The following is a 23,365-nucleotide window of genomic DNA, read 5'->3' as shown; positions in this document are numbered from 1 at the left end:
TTACTTGTCCTTTTTTTTCAAAAAGAATTTATACTGTAAGTATTGGTATGCATCTCTAGGTAATATTTTAATCCACTTTTTGTGTTGAACATACCACTTAAAACGAATAGAGTTTACGCCTTTAGTTAAATAAGCAGCTATAAAAGGATGTGTATTTAATGTAATTTCCTTGTAGTCTTTACCGCTATTTAATATGCGTTCTAATTCAGCTTCTATTTTATCTATTAAAACAATAGGAGCCTCAACTTCTCCGTTTTTATTCGGGTTTGGTTCACGTGTTTTTATTTCTAATTCAGGTCGTACACGTTGTCTTGTAATCTGTACTAAACCAAATTTACTCGGAGGTAAAATTTTGTGTTTTGTACGATCTAATGACATTGCATCTTTTAAATGCTGATATAACTTCTGTCTATTTTCAGTACTCTTCATATCAATAAAGTCAACCACTATAATTCCACCCATATCACGCAGTTGTAACTGTCGTGCTATTTCTGTAGCAGAAATTAAGTTAACTTCTAAAGCAGTTTCTTCTTGGCTTAAAGCTTTGTTTGAGCGATTACCACTATTTACATCAATAACATGTAAAGCTTCGGTGTGTTCAATAACTAAATACGCACCTTTGCTCATAGAAACTGTTTTACCAAACGATGTTTTTATCTGACGTTCAATACCGAATTTTTCGAAAATTGGAGTGTCAGATTTATGAAGTTTTACAATACTTTCCTTTTCAGGAGATATTTCTTGTAAATACTCTTTAATCTCAACCATTAAATCTTTATCGTTGGTTACAATACTTGTAAAAGAATCATTCATTACATCTCTTAAAATAGAAGATGCTCTGTTTAACTCACTTAATATTTTTGTTGGCGTGTTTTTGTTAGCGATGCTATTACACATTTTCTCCCAACGTTCAAGTGAATTTTGTAAATCTTTATCTAGTTCTGCTACCTTTTTATTCTGGGCAACAGTACGTAAAATAAGCCCAAACCCTTTTGGTTTGATGCTTTTTGCTAATTTTTTTAAACGTTCTTTTTCTTTTGGATCTGCTATTTTCTGAGATACAGATACTCTGTTAGAAAAAGGAACTAAAACTAAAAACCTACCAGCTATTGATAGTTCCGAGCTAATACGCGGACCTTTGGTAGATATTGGTTCTTTTACAATTTGTACTAATAAATTTTGACCTGATTTTAGTACATCATTAATACTCCCGTCTTTATTGATATCATTCTCAGAGCGAAAGTTTTTTAAAGTGAATTCTTTATAATTACCTGTGCTTACCTTCTTAATGAATTTGTTTAAAGATTGTACTTGTGGCCCTAAATCATGATAGTGTAAAAAACCATCTTTAGGGTAACCAACATTTACAAAAGCGGCGTTTAAACCAGTCATCACTTTTCCTATTTTTGCTAGAAAAACATCTCCGACTGAAAATTTATTATCGCTTGTTTCTTTGTTTAATTCAATAAGTCTACCATCTCTTAGTAAGGCGAAATCAATATCAGAAGAATTTGAACGAATTATTAATTCTGTTTTCATTCTGAATATAGTTTTGTGCCAACGTAATAATTTTTACGAAGACGGATTAAAATTTGTAAACAGGTATAATTTTTATACCATTTTAAGGTGTTTAAACCTTAATGTCAATGAACTTAATAAGCTTATAAAAGCAACGAAAAAGTAAGCGTTAGCTTACTTTTTCTTGTGACGATTTGCTCTTGCTCTTTTCTTTCTTTTGTGTGTAGAGATCTTAGCTCTTTTTCTTTTTTTACCGCTTGGCATAATTTTAAATGTTTTATAAAGTCTTTAGAAGTTAAAGACCTCTGATTAATAATTTTATTCTTTTACAGAAACTTTAGTTTTCACACCTTCTGTAAACACTTTTGATGGTTTAAAAGCAGGTATGTTGTGTGCAGGAATCTTAATAGTCGTATTTTTTGAAATATTTCTACCAGTTTTTTCTGCCCTAGTTTTGATGATAAAACTACCAAAACCTCTTAAATATACATTATCTCCGCTCTCTAATGCATCCTTTACCTCGTCCATAAACGCCTCAACAGTTGCTAAAACATCTGCTTTTTCAATTCCACTCTTATCTGAAATTTTAGATACGATATCTGCTTTTGTCATTCTATATATATTTTGAATTTATTTTTAAAAATGAGGGTGCAAATATATGATAATTAATCTATTCCGAAAATAATAAGAATAAAAAAATGTAAATAAAATAGAGTACTTTCGCTGGCTCAATTTACATAAATGATATTTGCTAACCAACTTATTTACTGGTATTTAAAAAACAAAAGAGATTTGCCTTGGCGTAAAACTAAAGACCCTTACTTGGTTTGGTTAAGTGAAATTATGTTACAACAAACACGAGTAGCACAAGGATTGCCATATTTTACGACCTTTACAACAGAGTTTGAAACAGTGTTTGACTTGGCAAAGGCTGATGAAAGCAAGGTGCTTAAATTGTGGCAAGGTTTAGGGTATTATTCAAGGGCAAGAAACCTACATTTTACCGCAAAATACATTGCAAATGAACTTAACGGAGTTTTTCCAAAAAACTATAAAGAGCTCTTAAAATTAAAAGGAATTGGAGATTATACAGCCTCTGCAATAGCCTCTGTTTGTTATGATGAATCTGTGGCAGTTGTTGATGGAAATGTGTACCGAGTTTTGGCGCGTTATTACGGAATCAGCACGCCAATAAACTCATTAAAAGGAATAAAGGAGTTTAAAGAATTAGCACAAACATTAATTGATGTTTCTCAGCCAGGAACTTATAATCAGGCTATAATGGATTTCGGAGCAACGCAGTGCAAACCACAAAATCCGCTATGTGATTCTTGTCCGTTATCTGAAAGCTGTATTGCGTTGGCTAAAAAGCAAATTAAAGAACTTCCAGTAAAAGAGAAGAAAATCAAAATAAAAAAGCGTTATTTTAATTTCTTGGTAGTTGTTACAGATGATAAAAAAACAATTATCGAGCAAAGAATAGGTAAAGGTATTTGGCAAGGAATGTATCAATTTCCGTTAATTGAAACAAAAGAGCCAATAGCTGAAACAGCACTTGTTGATAATGAACAGTTTTTAACTCTTTTCCCTCAAGAAACGTTGTTGTCTTTATTTAATAAAGAAGATATTGTTCATAAATTATCACATCAGCATTTATTTACAAAATTTTGGATTGTTAAAATTTCAAATTCCGAAGAGAAAACTATTTTATGGCAAGACATTAAGCAATATCCGGTGCCTGTTTTGATTGATAAGTTTTTAAACGAATTTTCAGATAACAAATAGTAAATTTTGTATATTTGATTTTATACAACTAAGTTATGGCAGGTACAATTAATAAAGTTATTTTAATAGGTCATTTAGGTGATGCCGTAAAAATGCATTATTTTGAAGGCGGTAATGCTATTGGTCGTTTTCCATTGGCAACAAACGAAACGTATACAAATCGCCAAACAGGCGAGAAAGTCACCAATGTAGAATGGCATAATATTGTTGTACGTAATAAACTAGCAGAAATTTGTGAAAAATATTTAACAAAAGGAGATAAAGTGTATTGCGAAGGACGAATTAAAACGCGTCAGTATGAAGCAGACGGACAAAAACGTTATGCTACAGAAATTCAGGTACAAGAAATGACCTTTCTGTCAACAAAAAAAGACCTAACTAACGGAGGTTCTAATACAGAAATACCGCAAAAAAATAATGCTGTACCTAATGTAGCACCAGCAGATAATGATGATTTACCATTCTAGTTTACTTAAATTATAAAAATTGGATACCGAACCCAACTCCTTGTTTTTAATCTTATCAACCATTAATTGGTTAACCACAATAAACTGTTTTGCATTACTTTTTTTATTAGTTTGCTCAGCTTTGGTTTCAGGAACCGAAGTGGCTTTTTTTTCAATATCACAAACTCAAATAGACGAACTTTCATCTTCATCAAAAGGACAAAGTACCGTTGTGTCGCTTCTAGAGGATCCGAAGAAATTATTAGGAACAATCTTAATAACAAACAATTTTATAAATATTCTTATTGTACTAATATTTGCCTCCTTAGGTGAGGTTTTTTTTAGCGGACTTTCTGGTGGAATAAAGTTTTTAATAGAAGTTGTTTTAGTAACCTTTTTAATTCTATTGTTTGGGGAAGTTTTGCCAAAAGTATATGCGACCAGAAAATCGATGCAATTTGCTAGTTTTATGGCGAAGCCTATTCAGGTTTTAAATATTCTTTTAACGCCTTTAAGTACGCCTCTTATAAAGCTAACCAGTATTGTAGAAAATAAGCTTGGAAACAAGAATAATAACCTTTCTGTAGAGCGTTTATCACAAGCTTTAGAATTAACATCAAGCGGAGCTACAACAAAGGAAGAACAAAAAATATTAGAAGGAATTGTAAGTTTTGGTAATACAGAAACAGTACAAATTATGAAACCAAGAACCGATGTTTGTGCAATTGCAGACGATACTTCGTATGAAGAGGTTTTAAAGATGATTTTAAAAAACGGGTATTCAAGAATTCCTGTTTATCACGAAAATATAGACAATATTAAAGGTGTTTTATATGCAAAAGATCTATTAGCATATTTAAATAAGAAGAGTTTTCAGTGGCAAAAACTATTACGCGAAGCTTTTTTTATACCAGAAAACAAAAAATTAGATGATTTGTTAAGCGAGTTTCAAGAAATGAAAAAACACTTAGCAATTGTTGTAGATGAATATGGCGGAACAAGCGGAATTGTAACCTTAGAAGATGTTATAGAAGAAATTGTAGGAGATATAAATGACGAATTTGATGATGAAGATTTGTCATATTCGAAAATAGATGAAAATAATTATATTTTTGAAGGTAAAACAACCATCAAAGATTTTTGTCGCGTATTAGAAGATGATGATGAAGAGAAGTTTGAAGAACTAAAAGGAGAAAGTGAAACCATAGCAGGTTTTATTTTAGAAGTGTCTGGTAAGTTTCCTAAAAAGGGTGAGAAAATAATCTTTAACATTTATACGTTTACTATAGAGGCGTTAGATAAGAAGCGTATAAAACAAGTAAAAGCAACACGAAATGCATAAATTTTTATTGTTGATATCAGCAATGTTATTATTAAGTTGTGGTGAAGAAAGTTTACCAAAACCTAAAGGTTATTTAAGTCTTGAATATCCAGAAAAAGGATATAACAAGTTGAATAAAACAAGACCTTACCGTTTTGATATTGCTAAAAATGCGACTGTTAAAACTTTGCCGCAAAATTGGTTAAAAATTCAATATCCTAAATTAAAGGCTTCGGTAGATATTACGTACCGACCTGTAAATGATAATTTAAAAGAATTGTTGGTTGAAGCTGAAAAATTAGTGCTAGAACATACCGTAAAAGCCGATCATATTTCATGGAGAGATTATGCAGATACCGATAAAAAAATATATGGTAAAATGTGTGAAATCTCAGGAAATGCGGCCTCACAAATTCAATTTCATGTTACTGACAGTACAAGTCATTTTTTAAAAGGATCGCTGTTTTTTTATACAAAACCTAATTACGATTCTATTTTACCAGCAGTTGAATATATCAAAAAAGATATGATTCATATGTTGGAAACCTTAGAGTGGGAGGATTAATTTTTGTTGAAGCTATTTCCCGCTTTCCGCACTCGCTCTCTGCGGGGAGCTCAAACAAATGCTACAATCGGGGCTAGAAATTTCATGAAGTTTTGTTACCATAAACTTATTCTTTTACACTTCTATTTTGTAGTAATAAGTAAAATTGTAATCCGAATAAAATAGCTCCAGAAAGTAAATGTATTGCTTGCGTTCCGATAGGAAAATCAGCATAATACATTAAAATACCTGTCATTGTTTCTAGAAAAATCAAAAACACAATCCAGTTTACCAATTTGTACCCTAAGTTTTTAATTTGATTTAAGTAAAATATCCCCATGTTTACTAATACAATCGCAATTGTAAATGAACGGTGAAAGTAAAATTTAAAACTAGGGTTTAGCAAACTATATTGCTTGTTGTCGAATCCGAATAATTTGACTTGCTCATCAATAAACTGACGAACTTGAGTTCCTAGTGCAATTTGAACTAAAGAAAATACTACTGAAATGATTAACAATTTATTAAAAAGCGAATTGTATGCAGTAGGTTTACTATTTTGAGTAGCATCTAACGGCTTTTTAGAAACTATAAATAGTAACCATAATAGCAAGCCAACAATAACTAAACCACCAACCATGTGAATGGTAATAATAGTAGGTTTTAAGTTAGAATCTACCACAGTTTTACCTAGCCAGGCTTCAAAAAGCATTAAAAAGAAAGCTCCGAATGATAAAAGGGTAATAATTTTCTTTTCTCTCCAGAATTTGGTGGAAACGAAAATTAAAAACAAAAACGGAATTCCAGCCAAAGCAGAAGCTAATCGGTTAATGTACTCTGTCCAAGTATGAAATTTATTGAATTTTGCGTAGCTGTGTTTGGTATATTTTACCCAGTTATTATTGTTAAACTCTGTTGTTGTTTTTAAATCATTCTCAGCAACGAATAAAACCTCGTTTTTAACGATTATCATTCCCTCTTCATATGTAGTATTGGGTTGCCAAGTAATTTGCTCTTCAGAAGTTGGCGGAATGTAATATCCGAAACATTTTGGCCAATCTGGGCAGCCCATTCCGGATCCTGTCATACGAACTACAGATCCTGCTAAAAAAATAAGGTATACAGCAATTAACGAAATTTTTACTATGAGAGGAAAATGTTTTTTCATCAGAAGAAATGTTTTTACAAAGATAATATAAACGCATAAAAAAAGCCCCTCAAAAGAGAAGCTTGATTTTTATTTTTAAGATAAAATTTATGCTTTCTTCTCAGCATCACCTTTTGTACAGCATTCTTTTTTACAGTCAGCATCACAGGTTTTCTTTTCTGTGTCTTTTTTAGCGCAACAAGTCATAGTACAACCTTCTTTGCATTCTTTTTTACTTGTTTCTGAAGCTTTGTACATATCACCACTACCAATCCCTTCAACAAAAGCAATTAAATCGGCTTTATTAGTAATGTTTGCATCATATTTTACGTTAGCAATACTATCGTTAAATACTACGTTAGCTTCTAATACACCTTCTTTTTTAGATAAATCAGATGCTATTTTTTTAGCACATCCTATTTCGCAAGTCATTCCTGAAATACTTAAAGAAAGCTCTTTTGTATTTGCAGTAACTTCAGTTTTTTCTTCTTTAGTAGCGTCATCTTTCTTTGCTTCGTTTTTGCATCCAACGGCTAAAAAACTAACAAGAGTTAAAGCGAATATTATTTTTTGAATTTTCATCATTTTAATTTATTGAGTTATTTAGCAAAGTTATTAATAAAATCAAATTTATAGATATTAATAAACGAATTTTGTGCTTAAATGAATTGGTAATGAATAATCAACAACGAAAATGGTTCTATTTAGTAGTTCTTTCACTAGTCTGGGGAAGTTCTTTTATTTTAATGAAAAAAGCATTAATAAGTATATCGCCTATACATGTGGCTGCTTTACGAACTTTTTTTGCTGCTATTTTTGTGATTATAGTTGGTTTTAAAAGTTTACGAAAAATAAAAAAGAGACATTGGAAATATGTCTTCATAAGTACTTTAGTCGGTACCTTTTTTCCGGCATTTTTGTTTGCCTACGCAATTAAAGGAATCGATAGTTCAATAGCATCAATATTAAATTCACTAACACCATTTAATACTTTTATTATTGGTGCTTTAGTGTTTGGTTTTGCCTTTAAGAAAAGGCAGTTTATAGGAATTTTTATAGGCTTGGTTGGAACGATAATTTTAATTTTAAAAGGAGCAGACTTAAATCCAAATCAGAATTATTGGTATGCTTTGTTGCCAATTATTTCTTCAGTAGGTTATGCGTTTAATGTAAATATTATAAAGAAACATTTACATGATTTAGACGGACTTACTATTACTACAGGGCATTTTTTAATAGTAATAATTCCTGTTTTAATAATATTAGGTTGGACAGGTTTTTTCACTGAATTTGAATTAAACTCTGAAACTAAGCCAGCGTTATTATATATAATTGTTTTATCAATTTTAGGAACAGCAATTGCAAAGGTGATATTTAATGATTTAGTGCATATTTCTTCACCAATTTTTGCTTCTTCGGTAACTTATTTAATTCCGATTATAGCGGTAATTTGGGGAATTATAGACGGAGAGCAATTAAGTGTAACTCAATTGCTTGCTGGTGGAGTTATCTTATTTGGGGTTTGGATTACAAATAGATCAAAATAAAAAAGAGCCAAAACTTTCGCTTTGGCTCTCTTACTTATTTTAACGTTTTTCTATTTACTGAAAATCAGCATCAGAAACACCTTCGTTAATTTTTATTTCTTTTACTACGAAGTTTAAATTCATTGGTCCTGATTTTAATCCAATTGAATGTGGGAATTTAATTCCGTTTACTTCTTTATAGTCAGAAAACACAGTTGGTACTTTAGTTTCTTTACCATCTGGAGTTTTTACTGTTTTAACTTCTTTTACTTTTAATCCAGAAGTCATATCATAATAAACCTCAGTGTCATTATATTTTAAAACAATAGCATTTTTACCCTCTATTGGTTCTACTCTTAATAATTTACCTGCAGTGTATTTTAAATCACTAAAAAGAGCATTACTATTTTTTGCTTTTTCAACTTGCTCTGGCGTCATAGCTGTTTTCTGACCTCTAGCTTCAGAATATCCTTTAGTTCCGTCAAAAACAGATTTCTGCATTACATTACCCATCACAGCAATTGACTGAGACGTTTTGTTTGGTGCAGCAGCTTTAACAGTCATCGCTAACGGAGTTCCTTGAATTGTTGCGTTAGAAACTATAGTTACTGTTTTAACAGCCTTAACTTTGTCTTTCCCTCCAATTGCAGTAAAATATTTATTTACAACATTTGCAGAAGTCATTCCTGCAGGAATAGGTAGAGTCATTGCTGGCTTAGTAGTAGGGTTTCCTTCAGTATCGAAATAGTTGATTTTATAATCAGAATTTTTTTCTAAATTCTTTAAAACTTCAATTCCTTTACCAGTAATTATAATACGCGCTTTATCACCTCTAAAATATTTAATTGCTGCATTTTGAACATCGTCTAAAGTTACAGCGTTAATATTTTTTAAGTAGTTTTCATAAAAATCTGCAGGTAAGTTATAAAGTGCAATGTTTAAAGCATAACGAGCAGCAGTTGCAGGCTTTTGAACCTCCATTACAAAATTACCAACATATTTAGCTTTTGCATTTTTTAATTCTTCAGCAGATACTTTTTGATAACGAATTTTGTTGATTTCTTTTTGTATTTCTACAACAGAGCTATCTGTTACAGCATTACGAACACTTGCTGTTGCTCTAAATGTTGCAGCATCTCTACTTTGTCTAACACTAGAATAAGAACCATAAGTATACCCTTTATCTTCACGTAAATTCATGAATAAACGAGCAGTTCCGCCACCACCTAAAATACTGTTTGCTAATAAAGCAGCATAATAATCTTTATCACCTAATTTTAAATCGATGTTATTTGCAACTACAATTTCTGATTGTACTGCATTAGACATGTTGATAAAGTTAATTTCGGTAGTATTTACGTTTTCTGGCTTAGAAAAAGCAACCGCAGGTACATTTCCTTTTTTCCAGTCACCAAATAGTTTTGTTACCATTTTTTTAGTTTCTGAAGGATCAATATCTCCAACAATTACTAAGTAAGCATTATTTGGTTTGTAGTAGGTATTAAAATTATTCTGAACATCTGTAAGTGAAATGTTACCGATAGATTCTTTGGTTGTAAATTCACCAAAAGGGTGATTTTTACCATAAATTAAAGCACCTTCAGCTCTTCTTGCGATTGCTGTTACACTTTTTTCATTTGATTTTAATCCGTCTAAAGTAACTTTAACCTCTTTGTCGAATTCTTCTTGGGTAAACTGAGAGTTCTTAACTCCGTCTGCCATTAACCCTAATACTTCAGGAAAGTATTTTTTTAATGATGCAGCAGCAGCTCCAGAACTAAAAAAGTTAACACGAGCACCAAGATAATCTACCTTTTCGTTAAATTCATCTTTTGTAATATTTGTAGTTCCGCGGCCTAATAAGCTTCCCATCATACCAGATAAACCTGCTTTGTTTCCTTCAACAACAGCTTTGTTATCAATAGTTAAACTTGCAGAAGCTCTTGGTAATTTATGGTTTTCAACCATTATAACCTGTAGCCCGTTTGGCAATGTGAATTTATCAACTTTACCTAACTGTACTTTTGGTGCTGGTCCTGGCTTGGGTTGTACGCTTCTATCTATCTGTGCAGTTGTAGCAAAAGACATTGCTAAAATTGCGATAAGTGATACTATTTTTGTCTTCATAATATATTATTGTCTTTTGATTTATTTCTTTTTTGGTAAATATTCTAAAACTAATCGTTGATTAGGATTTAAATATTTTTTAGCAACTTCTTTAATTTCTTCACGGGTAATTGAACGGTAAATGTCAATTTCTGTGTTAATTAAATTAGTATCACCATATAAAACATTGTAGCGAGCTAATGAATTCGCAATTCCTTCAACACTAGCGTTCGCATTCACAAAATTGTTTTCGAATTTGTTTTGTAATTTTTGATATGCCTTTTCAGAAATTAAATTCGTTTGAATCTTTGCAATCTCTTCATCAATTTCTTTAGTTAAATCAGTTAAAGATGTTTTTCCTAAAGGAAGACCATAAACAATATAGGTTCCGTAATCTTCTTGGTTAGAACTGAAAGCTCCAACTTGTAATGCCATTTTTTTAGTATCTACTAATTTTTTATATAAAACAGAGCTTTTACCATCGCTTAAATAAGTAGAAATCATATCTAAAACTCTAGCATCTCTTGTTTTCATAGATGGAGTTCTGTAGGCATTAACTATAGCAGGTATTTGAATGTTAGCATCGTATGCCTTTGCGTTTATTTGCTTAGTAATAGGATCTTCTTTTAAGAAGGTTCTGGTTATTTCTGCACCCTTAGGAATTGGGCCAAAATAATCTTGTACCATTCTCTTGGTTGTTTTAATATCAATATCACCAGCAACAACTAAAGTTGCATTATTAGGAACGTAGAATTTTTTATTGAACGCTAAGAATTCAGCTAAAGTAGCGTCATCTAAATGTTTCATTTTTCCAATAGTAGTTCCTTTATAAGGGTGTTTTTTAAAGATGTTCTTTTTAACGTTCTCTAAAAAGCTACCGTAAGGCTGATTATCTACACGTAATCTTTTTTCTTCTTTTACAACTTCATTTTGAGTATCAACTCCACCTTGATTAATAACCGGGTGTAATAAACGTTCAGATTCCATCCATAAACCTAACTCTAAATTATTAGAAGGAAAGACTTCGTAGTAATATGTTCTATCATCGGTTGTATTTGCATTGTTTTTACCTCCGTTAGAAGAAACAATTTTAAACCAATCTCCTTTTTTAATGTTTTTAGTTCCTTCAAATAATAAGTGTTCGAAAAAATGAGCCATACCTGTTCTATCTGGCTGTTCATCTTTTGCTCCAACATGATACATTACAGCTGTTGTTACTACAGGTGCAGATTTATCTTGATGTAAAATCACATGCATTCCATTACTTAAATCGTACTCTTCAAAGGCTACTTTTTGTGCATTAGCAGCAAAGCCAATAAACAAAGCAGCACTAAGAGTTATAATACTTTTTTTCATTGATAAAATTTTAGTTTTAACTGATTTTATTATATGTGACGTGAAATTAGGATATTCGTTACATTAAAAAAGGTAGAATAAATTATTTTTTTACAAACTGAATATTAATTTACTGAATTAAAGCTTGTTTGTTGTAAAAAATGTATATTTGCATCCGCATTTTCACTAAGAAAGTGTAAAATAAGTATAACGCAAAACAAAAAGTATGTACGCAATCGTAGAGATAGCAGGGCAGCAATTTAAAGTAGCAAAAGACCAAAAGGTATTCGTACACCGTTTACAAGACGCAGAAGGATCAGAAGTAATTTTTGATAATGTAATGCTAATTGAAGACAAAGGGAACGTAACTATTGGCGCCCCAGCTATAACAGGTGCAGGAGTAACTGCAAAGGTATTACGTCACTTAAAAGGTGATAAAGTAATCGTTTTCAAGAAGAAAAGAAGAAAAGGTTACAAGAAGAAAAACGGACACAGACAGTATTTAACTGAGATTCAAATCGAAGGAATTGCTGCATCTGGTGCTAAAAAAACAGTAACTAAAAAAGAAACTCCTAAGGTTGAGGCAAAAGCTGAATCTAAGGACTTAAGTTCAATGACTGTTGCTGAATTAAAAGCTTTAGCTAAAGAAAAAGGTATCTCAGGATATACTTCTTTAAAGAAAGCAGAATTAATTGAAGCGTTAAGCAAATAATTAACTTTAAAAACTTAGAGAGATGGCTCATAAAAAAGGTGTCGGTAGTTCGAAGAACGGTAGAGAATCAGAATCGAAACGACTAGGAGTAAAGATTTTTGGAGGACAAGCTGCAATTGCAGGAAACATTATTGTTCGTCAAAGAGGAACAACTCACAACCCAGGTGAAAATGTTTACATGGGAAAAGATCATACTTTACATGCTAGAGTTGATGGTGTAGTTGAATTCAGAAAGAAAAGAGACAACAGGTCATACGTTTCTATAGTTCCTTTCGAGGCTTAAGAAATTTTTGATTTAATAAATTAAAGCTCAAACACTTGTTGTTTGAGCTTTTTTATGTTTTAAAACGAAATTAAATTTAATGCAAAAAAAAACACTACTATAAAGTAATGCTTGTTTTTTTAATTTCTTATTGATTAATCCCCCAATTTATCAATACGATTCCCTTGTGTATTATATAACAAATATATGGCGTAAATATATTTTAAAAAGTTACTAATGTGTAAATGGTCTTAATTTGTGTGTAGATGGTTTTTGTATTGTTTTTTTAGGTAATTTTTTATGTTCTTTAGATCGTTTCTTCATTTTTAACGTTTTATTATTACATTAATATCAGTTACATTTGATAGAAATACTACTATATGTTAAAAGCTGTAATTGTTGATGACGAGCCTAAAGCTATACAGGGACTTACTTGGGAATTGTCTAATTTTGATACTGATTTAGAGGTTATAGAAACCTTTACGGAGGCAGAAGAGGCTATTAAATATATTAATAGTAATGCCATCGATTGTCTTTTTTTAGATATTGAAATGCCAACAATGGATGGTTTTCAATTACTTGATAGATTAGATAAAAAAGATTTTGCAATTGTAATTACAACAGCTTATAATGAGTATGCAATAAAGGCTTTAAAAAATGAAGCGATCGATTATTTGCTTAAACCTGTAGATTCTGATGATTTAGAGGAAACATTAAACAGAGTTAAAAGTCATCATGTTAAAAATAATAACCACGAAAAATTCGAGCAAATACTAACAAACTTTAATAAAAAATTCAAAAAAAGAAAAATAACAATAAATACCGATGGTAAATTAATTTTTTTAGAAGAATCGGAAATTTTATTTGTTGAATCTGACGGTAATTATTGTTCTATTCATACAGTCAACAATAAAAAAATTGTAATAACAAAAAAGTTAAAAGAGATTAATTTATTACTCCCAGAAGAACATTTTTTTAGAATACATAATTCATTTATTATCAACTTAAACAAGATTAAAGAATTTTTAAGGTCGGATGGTTATGTGGTTTTAGAGGACAATCATAAAATACCAGTTTCACGTCAGAGAAAATCTGATTTTCTAGAAAAATTTTAAAAATGAAATTCTTCCTTGTAACAATCTTATTCTTTTTAACTACTATCACCTGCCTATCACAAAATAACGTTGACAGTTTAATCACTGGCGCTTTATTGAAAAAAGAAACTAGTTACTTTAAACTCCAACAGCATTTTAAAAGAGCTAGGTTTACTGATAATCAGATAAAAAATCTTTTAGAGGAAAGCAAAAAGAGTAATTATGTAATAGGAGAAATATTTGCAAAAAAAGTAGAAGGGCGTTTATTTAGAAATATTACAGAGTATGATAAGGCAGTAGAAAGCTATAACGAGGCGCTAAGACTCGCTAAAGAAATAGAAAGTAAAGAGGCTGAAATCGTAATATTAAATCAGTTAGGGGTTGTTTACAGGCGTCAAGATAAAATTAGATCTGCATTAAACAACCATCAAGCAGCTTTAGAGATTGTTACTCAAATAGAAAGTCCAAATGAAGATATTAAAAAGAGTAATAGTATTACTATAAATAGTATTGGGAATATTTATTTGGCTTTAAAACAATATGGAAGAGCTTTAGAAAAGTTTAACCAATCTATTCTTATTCAGGATAGCTTAGATGATAAAAGAGGTTTAGCAATTAATCATCAAAATATTGGATACGCTTATAAAAATATTGGCGATTTAGATTTAGCTTTAGAAAATTACCAAAAGTCTTTAAGATATAACACCTTAAATAATGATAAATTAGGAAAAGTAATTTGCCATAATAGTATCGCTGATGTTTTAATTCAAAAAGGAAAATATAATGAAGCATACCAATACATTGCAGAGGTTGTTGCTTCTGCAGAAGAAATAAGTAATAGATATTACTTGTCTGAAGTTTACAATACATATGGTTGGGTTTCAATAAAATTAAATAAAGATGAGGATGCTGAAGACTATTTAGAAAGGGCACTTAAAATAGGCTTAGAAAATAATATTCTTTCAAGCTTAACTTTATCATATGCACACTTATCTGAGTTAAATCAAAAAAAAGAGAATTATAAAAAAGCCTTAGAATACTATCATAAATCTATAGATGTAGAAAGAAGAACTTACAACAATAAAAATGTTAGGTATGTAAATAGTCTTATAGATAGGTATGATAGCGAAGTAAATACTAATAAAATAAAAGACTTAGCAAAAGAAAATGAAATTACTAAATTAAAACTGCTAAGAAATCGTAATATTTTAATTATCGCGCTGGTATCGATTGCTTTATTTGGAGTTTTATTATACTCGATATACAGACAACGTTTGTTAAAAAATGATAAACAAATATTACTTTTAGAGCAAGATGCTTTAAGAATACAAATGAATCCTCATTTTGTGTTTAATGCGTTGAATTCTATTAAACTATATATTATAAATAACGAACAAAAAAATGCAGTTCGATATTTAAATAAATTCTCAAAGTTAATTAGAAGTATTCTGGAATCTAGTACGGTAAAAGAAGTTAACCTTGCAGAAGAACTTAAAACAATGACTTTATATATGAGTATTGAAAATATTCGTTTTTCAAATGCAATAGTATATGAAGAAAAAATAAGCTCAATTGTTAACTTAGAAGTTATTAAAATACCGCCATTAATTTTACAGCCATTTTTAGAAAACGCTATTTGGCATGGACTTTCTTCAAAAAAGGGAGATAAAAAAGTTGTATTATCTGTTGAGAAAATATCTGATGAATTTGTTCAAATAGATATAGTTGATAATGGAATTGGTCGTAAAGAAGCTTTTAGAATTAAAAGTAACAAAACGTTAAATAGAAAATCAATAGGCATTGATTTAACGAAAGAAAGATTAATGAATTTCTCTTCTCAGTTTCAAAACGATTATTCATTAGTTTATGTCGATTTACTTGATGAAAGTGGTAATGTTAAAGGAACAAAAGTATCTTTAAAACTACCTTTAATTTAAAAATCAAACTTTAATTGTACCCATATTGCTTCTTTTATTTCGGTATTTAGGTTGCTAAAAGAAATACCAAGTAACCGAACAGAGTTTTTTAAAGATTCTTGATATAATAGTTTTTTAATAATAGGATAAAAATCTTGTTTATCCTGAATATAATTATCAGTAGTTTTACTTCTAGTTTGTTGTGTAAAATCACTGTACTTTATCTTTAAAGTAATCGTTTTTCCTTTTGTATTCGATTTTTTCATTCTTCGTTCTAACTCATCTGCTATTTTTTCGAGAGGTTGTAGCATAAAAATTTCCGAAGATAAATTTTCATTAAAAGTAGTTTCTGCTGCAACTGATTTTCGAATCCTATTTGGCTTTACCTCACTATTATGAATTCCTCTTACAATATTATAATAATGTAGTCCAGATTTGCCAAATAAAAGAGTAAGTTCTTCTAGTGTTTTTTTCTTTAAATCTAGCCCTTTAAAAATACCTAAATTATGCATTTTAGCAGCGGTAACTTTACCTACGCCGTAAAATTTATTGACAGACAGCTGTTCTAAAAAGGGAATAACATCATCAGGATTAATAGTTTTCTGACCATTAGGTTTGTTAATGTCAGAAGCAATTTTAGCTACAAATTTATTAATTGATATTCCTGCGGATGCTCTTAACTCGAGTTCGTTCCAAATACGTTCACGAATTTCTTCGGCAATTAAACTAGCCGATAAATTACTTTTTTTATTTTCGGTAACATCTAAATAAGCTTCATCTAAAGAAAGAGGTTCAACCAAATCGGTATAATCATAAAAAATTGCTCTAATCTTAGAAGATATTTCCTTGTAACGATCAAACCTAGGGGGAACAAATATTAAATGAGGGCATTTTTTTTTAGCGAGAAAACCACTCATAGCAGATCTAACGCCAAATTTTCGAGCTTCGTAGCTAGCAGCTGAAACCACACCGCGTATTTCATTACCACCAACAGCAAGAGGTTTATTTCTTAAGTCAGGATTATCTAATTGCTCAACCGAAGCATAAAAGGCATCCATGTCTACATGAATAATTTTACGATATGGTGGTTGAAGAGACATTTTTAGGATGCTAAATTAGAATATAAAATTAGGCATTTAAAAAGAAAAAGCACTCGAAAGAGTGCTTTTAAATTGATTTACTTTTTAAATTTAAGAACTTCAGATCGCCCTTTTTTAAATATTTTATTACTGGCATGTGTGCCTTTTCGTAATTCTTTTTGTTCTTCGTATGATAGTTGAATAATTTCTTGACAATCAGAAGAACATGTGTTTTCTGTTCTTTCTGCACATTCATCACACTGAATAAATAATAAATGACAACCTTCGTTTGCGCAGTTAGTATGTTCATCGCAAGCTTTACCACATTGATGACAATTAGAAACTACATCGTCTGTAATTCGCTCCGCTCTTCGGTGATCGAAAACGAAGTTTTTACCAATAAATTTATTCTCAATACCTTCATCTTTTACCTGACGCGTATATTCTATAATTCCACCTTCTAACTGAAAAACGTTTTTAAAACCTTTGTGTTTGTAATAAGCAGAAGCTTTTTCACAACGAATTCCGCCAGTACAATACATCAATAAATTTTTATCTTCTTTATTGTTTTTTAAATCTTCTTCAATAATATCTAAAGAATCTCGAAAAGTATCTACATCAGGTGTAATTGCGCCATTAAAATGCCCAATTTCACTTTCGTAATGATTACGCATATCAACACAAACAGTGTTTGGGTTGGCTAACATTTCATTAAACTCTTTCGCATTTAAATGCACACCTTTATCGGTAACATCAAAAGTATCATCATTTAAACCATCGGCTACAATCTTGTTACGAACCTTTACTTTTAATTTTAAAAATGATTTGTTATCGTGTTCAACTGCAACATTTAATCTAATATCTTTTAAAAAAGAAATAGCATCTAATTGTTCTTTAAGTTGTAAGAAATTATCAGCGGGAACAGACATTTGGGCGTTAATTCCTTCGTAAGAAACGTATGTTCTACCAAGAACCTCTAAATCATTCCATTCTAGGAATAATTTATCTCTAAATAATTGTGGATTTTCTATCTTAAAATATTGATAGAAAGAAATTGTTAAACGATCCTTACCGGCTTCGTCAATTAATGCAGCGCGTTCTTTTGCGCTTAACTTATTGTACAGTTGCATGCTATACTTTTTTTAGTTAGTCAAAATATTTGTTGATTTTTATAAAATCTTTGCAAATGTACTTCTTTTTTGATTTTTTTTGTTTAAAACCACACTTTTTACTTTAATTTGATGTTTTTTGAACTTTAACTAAAAATATCAATAAAAACAGATACAACTAATTCAATTTTTTTAAACCTTTGTATCATTATAGATTAACAGAACTAAATAATAAAAAATGAGAGTAGCAGTTGTTGGTGCCACCGGAATGGTAGGTAATGTAATGTTACAAATATTAGCAGAACGTAACTTTGGCGTAACAGAATTAATTCCTGTTGCTTCTGAACGTTCAGTTGGTAATAAAATTGATTTTAAAGGAACTGAATATACTGTTGTTGGTTTAGAAACAGCCGTTAAAATGAAGCCAGATTTGGCATTGTTTTCTGCAGGAGGCGAAACTTCTTTAATTTGGGCACCAAAGTTTGCAGAAATTGGTACCACGGTAATTGATAACTCTTCTACTTGGAGAATGGATTCAACCAAAAAATTAGTGGTTCCAGAAATTAACGGAGATGTGCTAACGTCCGAAGATAAAATTATTGCAAACCCTAACTGTTCCACGATTCAGCTAGTAATGGCATTAGCGCCTTTGCATAAAAAATACAAGATGAAGCGTGTGGTAATTTCTACCTATCAATCTGTTTCAGGAACCGGTATAAAAGCAGTACAACAATTAGCCAACGAAGAGGCTGGTATTGACGGTGAAATGGCGTATCCTCATAAAATAGGAAGAAATGCTTTACCGCATTGCGACGTTTTTTTAGAAAACGGATACACCAAAGAAGAAATGAAATTGGTAAAAGAGCCAAAGAAAATTTTACGAGATGATTCTTTTTCTGTTACTGCAACTGCGGTTAGAATTCCTACTGCAGGAGGGCATTCAGAAGCTGTAAACGTACAGTTTAAAAATGATTTCGATTTAAAGGAAGTTCGTGAAATCTTAAATAATACTGCCGGAATTATAGTGCAAGATGACGTAGCGAATAACTTATATCCAATGCCAATAACAGCACACAATAAAGATGAAGTTTTTGTAGGAAGGATTCGTAGAGATGAATCTCAAGACAACACCTTAAATCTTTGGGTTGTTTCTGATAACCTTCGTAAAGGAGCTGCAACTAATACGGTACAAATAGCTGAATATTTAGTTGCTAATAACTTGATTAAAAAATCGATTACAGTTTAAAATGTAATTTTATATGTATACAATCCTGTGCTAATTAGTACAGGGTTTTTATTTTTGAAGAATGAATAAAGAACAAATAATTACAAATACTATAGCATTTGTAAAAGAAACATTACAAGGAGCAGAAGGAGGACATGATTGGTTTCATATAGAGCGGGTGTATAAAAACGCTTTATTAATAGCCGCTGATGAAGATGTTGATAAATTTATTGTATCGCTAGGTGCTTTATTACACGATATTGCCGACGCTAAGTTTTATGACGGAGATGAAACTGTTGGGCCAAAGTTGGCACGAGATTTTTTAGAAAGCGAGCAAGTTACTGAAGAGATTATTATACATATAGAAAATATTATTAATTATATTTCTTTTAAAACAAGTTTGACGAACGGAGAAAAATTTAGCTCACCAGAACTAAGTGTTATTCAGGATGCAGATAGGTTAGATGCGATTGGAGCGATTGGAATTGCACGTTGCTTTAATTATGGAGGATTTAAAAATAGAGCTTTATATGATCCAGAAATAGCTCCGAATTTAAATATGACAAAAGAAGAGTATAAAAAATCTACAGCACCAACAATTAATCATTTTTATGAAAAGTTATTACTTTTAAAAGATAAGATGAATACGGAAACTGGTAAAAAAATTGCTAAGGAAAGACATTTTTATATGAAAGGTTTTTTACAACAGTTTTACGATGAGTTTAATGGTGTTAAATAGTGGTTTATTTAAGAATAGTTTATTTATTTTTTATTTTAAATAAAAAAACCGCAATATAAGTTGTGAGTGTTTGAAAATAATATATATTTGTTTTAAGAGTTAGTAATTCCCCTTTATTAACTATAACAATCCCCTAAATTGTTAAAAAAGCATCTAGATTTCTAGATGCTTTTTTATTGTTTAGGTTTTAAGGTTTTTAATATTAAATGAATATGAAAAAATTATATCTAAGCTTTGTAAATAATGAGATATTTTATTAAAATATTACAGCTAAGAAAGTAACAATTATAATTATACTCTTTATGACTATTTTTGTTATTATTGATATCATAATATTTTTATTGAATTATACCATCCTTAATAACTACAGTTTCAGTTTTTTGTCCGTTTACGAATTCTAGTTCTAATAAATCAATATTCTCATAACCTTTAATCTTTGATTTTAATAGGTTTTGAATTTTTCCCGTTTCTTTTTTTATTGATTCAAACTTACAGTCAATTAGTTGATATTCTCCTTTTTCAGTACTTAATCCGTTTTTACCAACCTGAATTCCTTTTGCATATATAATTTGGTTTACTTCCTTACAATCGCAATTGTCTTTTAATACCTCTATAATATCACTTGATTTATCTATGCTTTTTATTGTAGTTGTAACTGTATAACCAAATAACCCGCCAAGACATAAAAATAAAGTTGCTCTTACTATTGTTTTCGTTAATTTTTCCATGCTTCTGATTTATTTATTAGGATTAATTTCCTGAAACAAATATTATACATAATATACCTTTATAAAAGAAAAGTAAACCTAGTTTTAGAAAATTAGGGTGTTAAAAAAAATATTTTAACTCTTTGTTAACAAGGCTTTTGGTTGTTTTTTTGTCTTTAATGAATTGTTATATATATGAAGCCCTAAATTTATAAATTTAGGGCTTCATATATATATTAGTAAAATTATTTAGTTAATAGAGTTCAATTTTTTAATATAAACAGAAGGTAGCAGCCCTGTTCTTTTTCTAAAATATTTGGTAAATGAGTCTGTGCTTTTATAACCTATTTCTTCAGAGATAGATTGAACAGCATAGGCTCTAAATTTAGAATCTTTCTTTAGTTTTAATAGCACATAGTTTATCCTGAGATCATTTATATAAGTATTAAAATTCTTCTGATAATGTGTGTTTATAACTTTAGATAAATAAGAGGTATTTGTTTTTATTTTTCTTGCAATGTTATATGAATTACATTCTTGTTTTAAATAATAGTGTTGTTCTTCTATTTTATGTAATCCGGCTAAAATTTCATTAAATGTTTCCTTATTAATATCTATAGATAATTTTTCCTCTAAAATTTTATCTTTTGTATCTATTATTTTTTGTTGTTGCTCTAGTGAGTTTATCTTGTTTATTAATTTAATAAAACGATCAGAATCTTTTTTCTTTCTGCTAGATAAACGAAGTAAGTATAAAACAAGTAACAAAATAATACTACTACTTGTAATCATTAAATATTTAGTTGTTTTTTTTTGATTTTCTTTTTCAGATTCTAAACTAGATAACTCTTTATTATGAAAAGAATTTATAATGTTTTTTTTGTTTTTTTCTAATGCTGTTTGGTTCAAAACATATTTCTCGAAATATTCATTTGATTTTTTAATATTGCCAGATTTCTTGTAAGTCTTTGCAAGAGTTTTATAATCATCAACTAAATAAAATTCTTTAGTTTTTGTTAATCCAATTTCAATCCCTTTTTCCATAACAGCAATAGCTGAGTCGTATTTTTTTAATCCAGTATAAGCTGCTGTTAATTCTTTGTAATAATAATAGTTTCCAGAATTAGGGTCATGTTTGTGGCTTAAAATACTTAGTTGCTTAATTTTATTTAAAGCCTCAGAATATTTTTTTTCTTCAATTAAAATTTTAGCATTTTGACTATAAAAACCTATCCGAATAAAATTATTAAGTGTATCTAATCCTTGTTTGATAGCTTTTTTTAATACTAATTTTGCAGAATCTATATTTTTAAGTTTTATGTAGGTATCGCTAATACTTGTTATGGTTATTGCACTATTAAAATTTCTGTTTCGTTCATCAATTTCCGTTGTAGTTTGTAATCTATTTAATCCTTTTTTATAGTTTAATAAAGCTTTCTTGTAATCTCCTGCAGAATAATTCATAGCCCCAATAAGCACAGGAATAACAGCTTTGTAAAACTGTAAATTTTCTTGACTAGCAATAAGTTCACTTTTAGAATAAAAAGCTAAAGCCGTTTTCGTTTCACCAACAGCAGCATAACTATTACCTAGCTGAACTATTATTTCGATAGGTGTAATTTTTAAAGAATCTATAATCTCTTTTTCTTGTTTACTTAAATTATAAGCGTTAAATAATACTAATTCTTTTTCAAAAGATTTTATTGAAACATGATATTCGTTAAGGAATTGAGACTTCCGTCCCATTTGATGTAGTAATCTAATTGTCTGAAAAGTATCTTTATTCTTTTTAGACAGGTTTAGCATTTTTTGAATTATAACAACCTGATTTCTTGCTTCACTTTCAGTTTCTAAGATATTCGAAAAACTAAGTATTTTTTCTTTATAAGTATCTTTATTAATCTCTTGTGCAGAAAGATTAATAGTTAATAAAAAAAGAAAAAAAAGAAGAGTTTTTTTAGGTGCCATAAATTATTATCCAGGAAAATTTGGTTTTCTTTTTTCTAAAAAAGCGGTTGTTCCTTCTTTAAAATCTTCTGTTCCAAAAGAATCACCAAACTCAGCTATTTCTGTTTCATAACCATTTACACCGTCTTTAAAGTTGTCATTTACGGCTCTAATTGCTGCGCTAATTGCTACAGAAGAATTGCGCATTATTTTACCAGCTAGTTTTTCTGCTAAAGGTATTAATTCTTCTAAAGAAACAACATGATTTACTAATCCCCATTGTTTAGCATCTTCGGCAGATATCATTCCTGCTGTCATAATTAATTCCATTGCTTTTCCTTTACCAACTAATTGAGGTAAACGTTGTGTACCACCATAACCAGGAATTACACCTAAAGATACTTCAGGTAGGCCCATTTTAGCACTGTCTGATGCTACTCTAAAATGACAAGCCATTGCTAATTCTAATCCGCCACCAAGAGCAAAACCATTTACAGCTGCAATTACAGGAGTTGATAAGTTTTCTACGAGATTAAATAACGACTCTTGTCCTAATCTAGCTAATCTACCACCTTCTTCTACAGAGAAGTTTGCAAATTCAGAAATATCTGCCCCAGCTACAAATGCCTTTTCACCACTTCCAGTAATAATAATTGTTTTTACATTTGCATCATCTTCTAAGTCTTCAAAAGCTGTACTTAACTCTTCAATTGTAGCGCTATTTAAAGCATTTAACTTTTTTGGTCTGTTAATAGTAATTGTTGCTAATTGGTTAGTGATAGACACTAAGATGTTTTCGAAATTCATTTGATTGAGTTTTTTAAGGCCTGGCGAAAATTCTCTAGGC

22 protein-coding genes are annotated in these 23,365 nt (G+C 30.1%); 11 read left to right on the top strand and 11 right to left on the bottom strand.

Annotated features, from left to right (window positions below):
* Both P2G10_RS02535 and P2G10_RS02530 read right to left on the bottom strand, forming a co-directional pair.
* Positions 1–1,539 carry an Rne/Rng family ribonuclease gene (locus tag P2G10_RS02535; protein ID WP_218771766.1) on the bottom strand — a complete coding sequence of 513 codons (1,539 nt, stop codon included), beginning with the start codon at positions 1,537–1,539 and terminating at the stop codon, positions 1–3.
* A 297-nt stretch (positions 1,540–1,836) separates the two neighbouring features.
* The gene (locus tag P2G10_RS02530) at positions 1,837–2,130 is read right to left on the bottom strand and encodes an HU family DNA-binding protein (RefSeq protein WP_218771765.1); all 294 of its coding nucleotides are present in this window, start codon (positions 2,128–2,130) and stop codon (positions 1,837–1,839) included.
* A gap of 129 nt (positions 2,131–2,259) precedes the next feature.
* Between P2G10_RS02530 and mutY the strand changes: the two genes are divergently transcribed.
* Genes mutY through gldD form a run of 4 tightly spaced genes read left to right on the top strand, consistent with a single transcriptional unit; the run spans position 2,260 to position 5,635 of the window.
* Positions 2,260–3,303 (top strand): A/G-specific adenine glycosylase, encoded by a 1,044-nt coding sequence (gene mutY, locus P2G10_RS02525; RefSeq protein WP_275315085.1) that lies wholly within the window; start codon positions 2,260–2,262, stop codon positions 3,301–3,303.
* A 35-nt stretch (positions 3,304–3,338) separates the two neighbouring features.
* Positions 3,339–3,770, top strand: coding sequence for a single-stranded DNA-binding protein (locus P2G10_RS02520; protein WP_275315084.1), 432 nt, complete (start codon positions 3,339–3,341; stop codon positions 3,768–3,770).
* A 19-nt stretch (positions 3,771–3,789) separates the two neighbouring features.
* Complete coding sequence (gene gldE, locus P2G10_RS02515; RefSeq protein ID WP_275315083.1) at positions 3,790–5,091, top strand: gliding motility-associated protein GldE; 1,302 nt, start codon at positions 3,790–3,792, stop codon at positions 5,089–5,091.
* Positions 5,084–5,635 carry a gliding motility lipoprotein GldD gene (gene gldD, locus P2G10_RS02510; protein ID WP_275315082.1) on the top strand — a complete coding sequence of 184 codons (552 nt, stop codon included), beginning with the start codon at positions 5,084–5,086 and terminating at the stop codon, positions 5,633–5,635. Before gldE ends, gldD begins: the two co-directional genes overlap by 8 nt.
* A gap of 106 nt (positions 5,636–5,741) precedes the next feature.
* On the opposite strand, the gene P2G10_RS02505 is transcribed toward gldD, so the two are convergent.
* Positions 5,742–6,782: a COX15/CtaA family protein gene (locus P2G10_RS02505; protein ID WP_275315081.1), complete on the bottom strand. Its 1,041-nt coding sequence runs from the start codon at positions 6,780–6,782 to the stop codon at positions 5,742–5,744.
* Positions 6,783–6,869: 87 nt separating this feature from the next.
* Positions 6,870–7,346 (bottom strand): cation transporter, encoded by a 477-nt coding sequence (locus tag P2G10_RS02500; protein WP_275315080.1) that lies wholly within the window; start codon positions 7,344–7,346, stop codon positions 6,870–6,872.
* A gap of 89 nt (positions 7,347–7,435) precedes the next feature.
* Here P2G10_RS02500 and P2G10_RS02495 point away from each other — a divergent pair, with 89 nt between their 5' ends.
* A complete protein-coding gene (locus P2G10_RS02495) occupies positions 7,436–8,308 on the top strand; it encodes a DMT family transporter (RefSeq protein WP_275315079.1) in 873 nt (290 codons plus the stop codon).
* Between the two features lie 54 nt (positions 8,309–8,362).
* Here the strand turns inward: P2G10_RS02495 and P2G10_RS02490 are convergent, their stop codons facing one another.
* Both P2G10_RS02490 and P2G10_RS02485 read right to left on the bottom strand, forming a co-directional pair.
* Positions 8,363–10,414, bottom strand: a complete 2,052-nt coding sequence (locus P2G10_RS02490; RefSeq protein ID WP_275315078.1) for a M16 family metallopeptidase — start codon at positions 10,412–10,414, stop codon at positions 8,363–8,365.
* Between the two features lie 21 nt (positions 10,415–10,435).
* Entirely contained in the window at positions 10,436–11,749 is a 1,314-nt protein-coding gene (locus tag P2G10_RS02485) for a M16 family metallopeptidase (RefSeq protein ID WP_218771757.1), read from the bottom strand.
* A gap of 205 nt (positions 11,750–11,954) precedes the next feature.
* Here P2G10_RS02485 and rplU point away from each other — a divergent pair, with 205 nt between their 5' ends.
* The 4 genes from rplU (at position 11,955) to P2G10_RS02465 (ending at position 15,733) form a co-directional block, all read left to right on the top strand.
* Positions 11,955–12,440 (top strand): 50S ribosomal protein L21, encoded by a 486-nt coding sequence (gene rplU, locus P2G10_RS02480; RefSeq protein ID WP_218771756.1) that lies wholly within the window; start codon positions 11,955–11,957, stop codon positions 12,438–12,440.
* Between the two features lie 22 nt (positions 12,441–12,462).
* Positions 12,463–12,723, top strand: coding sequence for a 50S ribosomal protein L27 (gene rpmA, locus P2G10_RS02475; protein WP_218771755.1), 261 nt, complete (start codon positions 12,463–12,465; stop codon positions 12,721–12,723).
* A gap of 359 nt (positions 12,724–13,082) precedes the next feature.
* Positions 13,083–13,817: a LytR/AlgR family response regulator transcription factor gene (locus P2G10_RS02470; protein WP_218771754.1), complete on the top strand. Its 735-nt coding sequence runs from the start codon at positions 13,083–13,085 to the stop codon at positions 13,815–13,817.
* A 2-nt stretch (positions 13,818–13,819) separates the two neighbouring features.
* A complete protein-coding gene (locus P2G10_RS02465) occupies positions 13,820–15,733 on the top strand; it encodes a tetratricopeptide repeat-containing sensor histidine kinase (protein WP_275315077.1) in 1,914 nt (637 codons plus the stop codon).
* Here P2G10_RS02465 and dinB read toward each other — a convergent pair.
* Both dinB and trhO read right to left on the bottom strand, forming a co-directional pair.
* Positions 15,730–16,812: a DNA polymerase IV gene (dinB, locus tag P2G10_RS02460; RefSeq protein ID WP_275315076.1), complete on the bottom strand. Its 1,083-nt coding sequence runs from the start codon at positions 16,810–16,812 to the stop codon at positions 15,730–15,732. The two genes, P2G10_RS02465 and dinB, sit on opposite strands and share 4 nt — an antisense overlap.
* A 77-nt stretch (positions 16,813–16,889) precedes the next feature.
* Positions 16,890–17,921 (bottom strand): oxygen-dependent tRNA uridine(34) hydroxylase TrhO, encoded by a 1,032-nt coding sequence (trhO, locus tag P2G10_RS02455; RefSeq protein ID WP_218771751.1) that lies wholly within the window; start codon positions 17,919–17,921, stop codon positions 16,890–16,892.
* Between the two features lie 217 nt (positions 17,922–18,138).
* On the opposite strand from trhO, the gene P2G10_RS02450 reads away from it, so the two are divergent.
* Positions 18,139–19,146 carry an aspartate-semialdehyde dehydrogenase gene (locus P2G10_RS02450; protein WP_275315075.1) on the top strand — a complete coding sequence of 336 codons (1,008 nt, stop codon included), beginning with the start codon at positions 18,139–18,141 and terminating at the stop codon, positions 19,144–19,146.
* Positions 19,147–19,207: 61 nt separating this feature from the next.
* The gene (locus tag P2G10_RS02445; protein WP_275315074.1) at positions 19,208–19,864 is read left to right on the top strand and encodes an HD domain-containing protein; all 657 of its coding nucleotides are present in this window, start codon (positions 19,208–19,210) and stop codon (positions 19,862–19,864) included.
* A 338-nt stretch (positions 19,865–20,202) separates the two neighbouring features.
* Here the strand turns inward: P2G10_RS02445 and P2G10_RS02440 are convergent, their stop codons facing one another.
* The 3 genes from P2G10_RS02440 to P2G10_RS02430 form a co-directional block, all read right to left on the bottom strand.
* On the bottom strand, positions 20,203–20,592 hold the full coding sequence (locus P2G10_RS02440; RefSeq protein WP_275315073.1) for a hypothetical protein: 390 nt from the start codon (positions 20,590–20,592) through the stop codon (positions 20,203–20,205).
* 228 nt (positions 20,593–20,820) lie between these two features.
* Complete coding sequence (locus P2G10_RS02435; RefSeq protein ID WP_275315072.1) at positions 20,821–22,539, bottom strand: helix-turn-helix domain-containing protein; 1,719 nt, start codon at positions 22,537–22,539, stop codon at positions 20,821–20,823.
* A 6-nt stretch (positions 22,540–22,545) separates the two neighbouring features.
* Positions 22,546–23,325, bottom strand: coding sequence for an enoyl-CoA hydratase/isomerase family protein (locus P2G10_RS02430; protein ID WP_218771746.1), 780 nt, complete (start codon positions 23,323–23,325; stop codon positions 22,546–22,548).
* Positions 23,326–23,365 lie beyond the last annotated feature (40 nt).

It is taken from the genome of Tenacibaculum bernardetii (genome assembly GCF_029125915.1).
In the GTDB taxonomy this organism is placed as follows: Bacteria; Bacteroidota; Bacteroidia; order Flavobacteriales; family Flavobacteriaceae; genus Polaribacter; species Polaribacter bernardetii.
The sequence above is the reverse complement of the archived record's forward strand: the minus strand, read 5'-3'. Positions and strand labels throughout refer to the sequence as shown.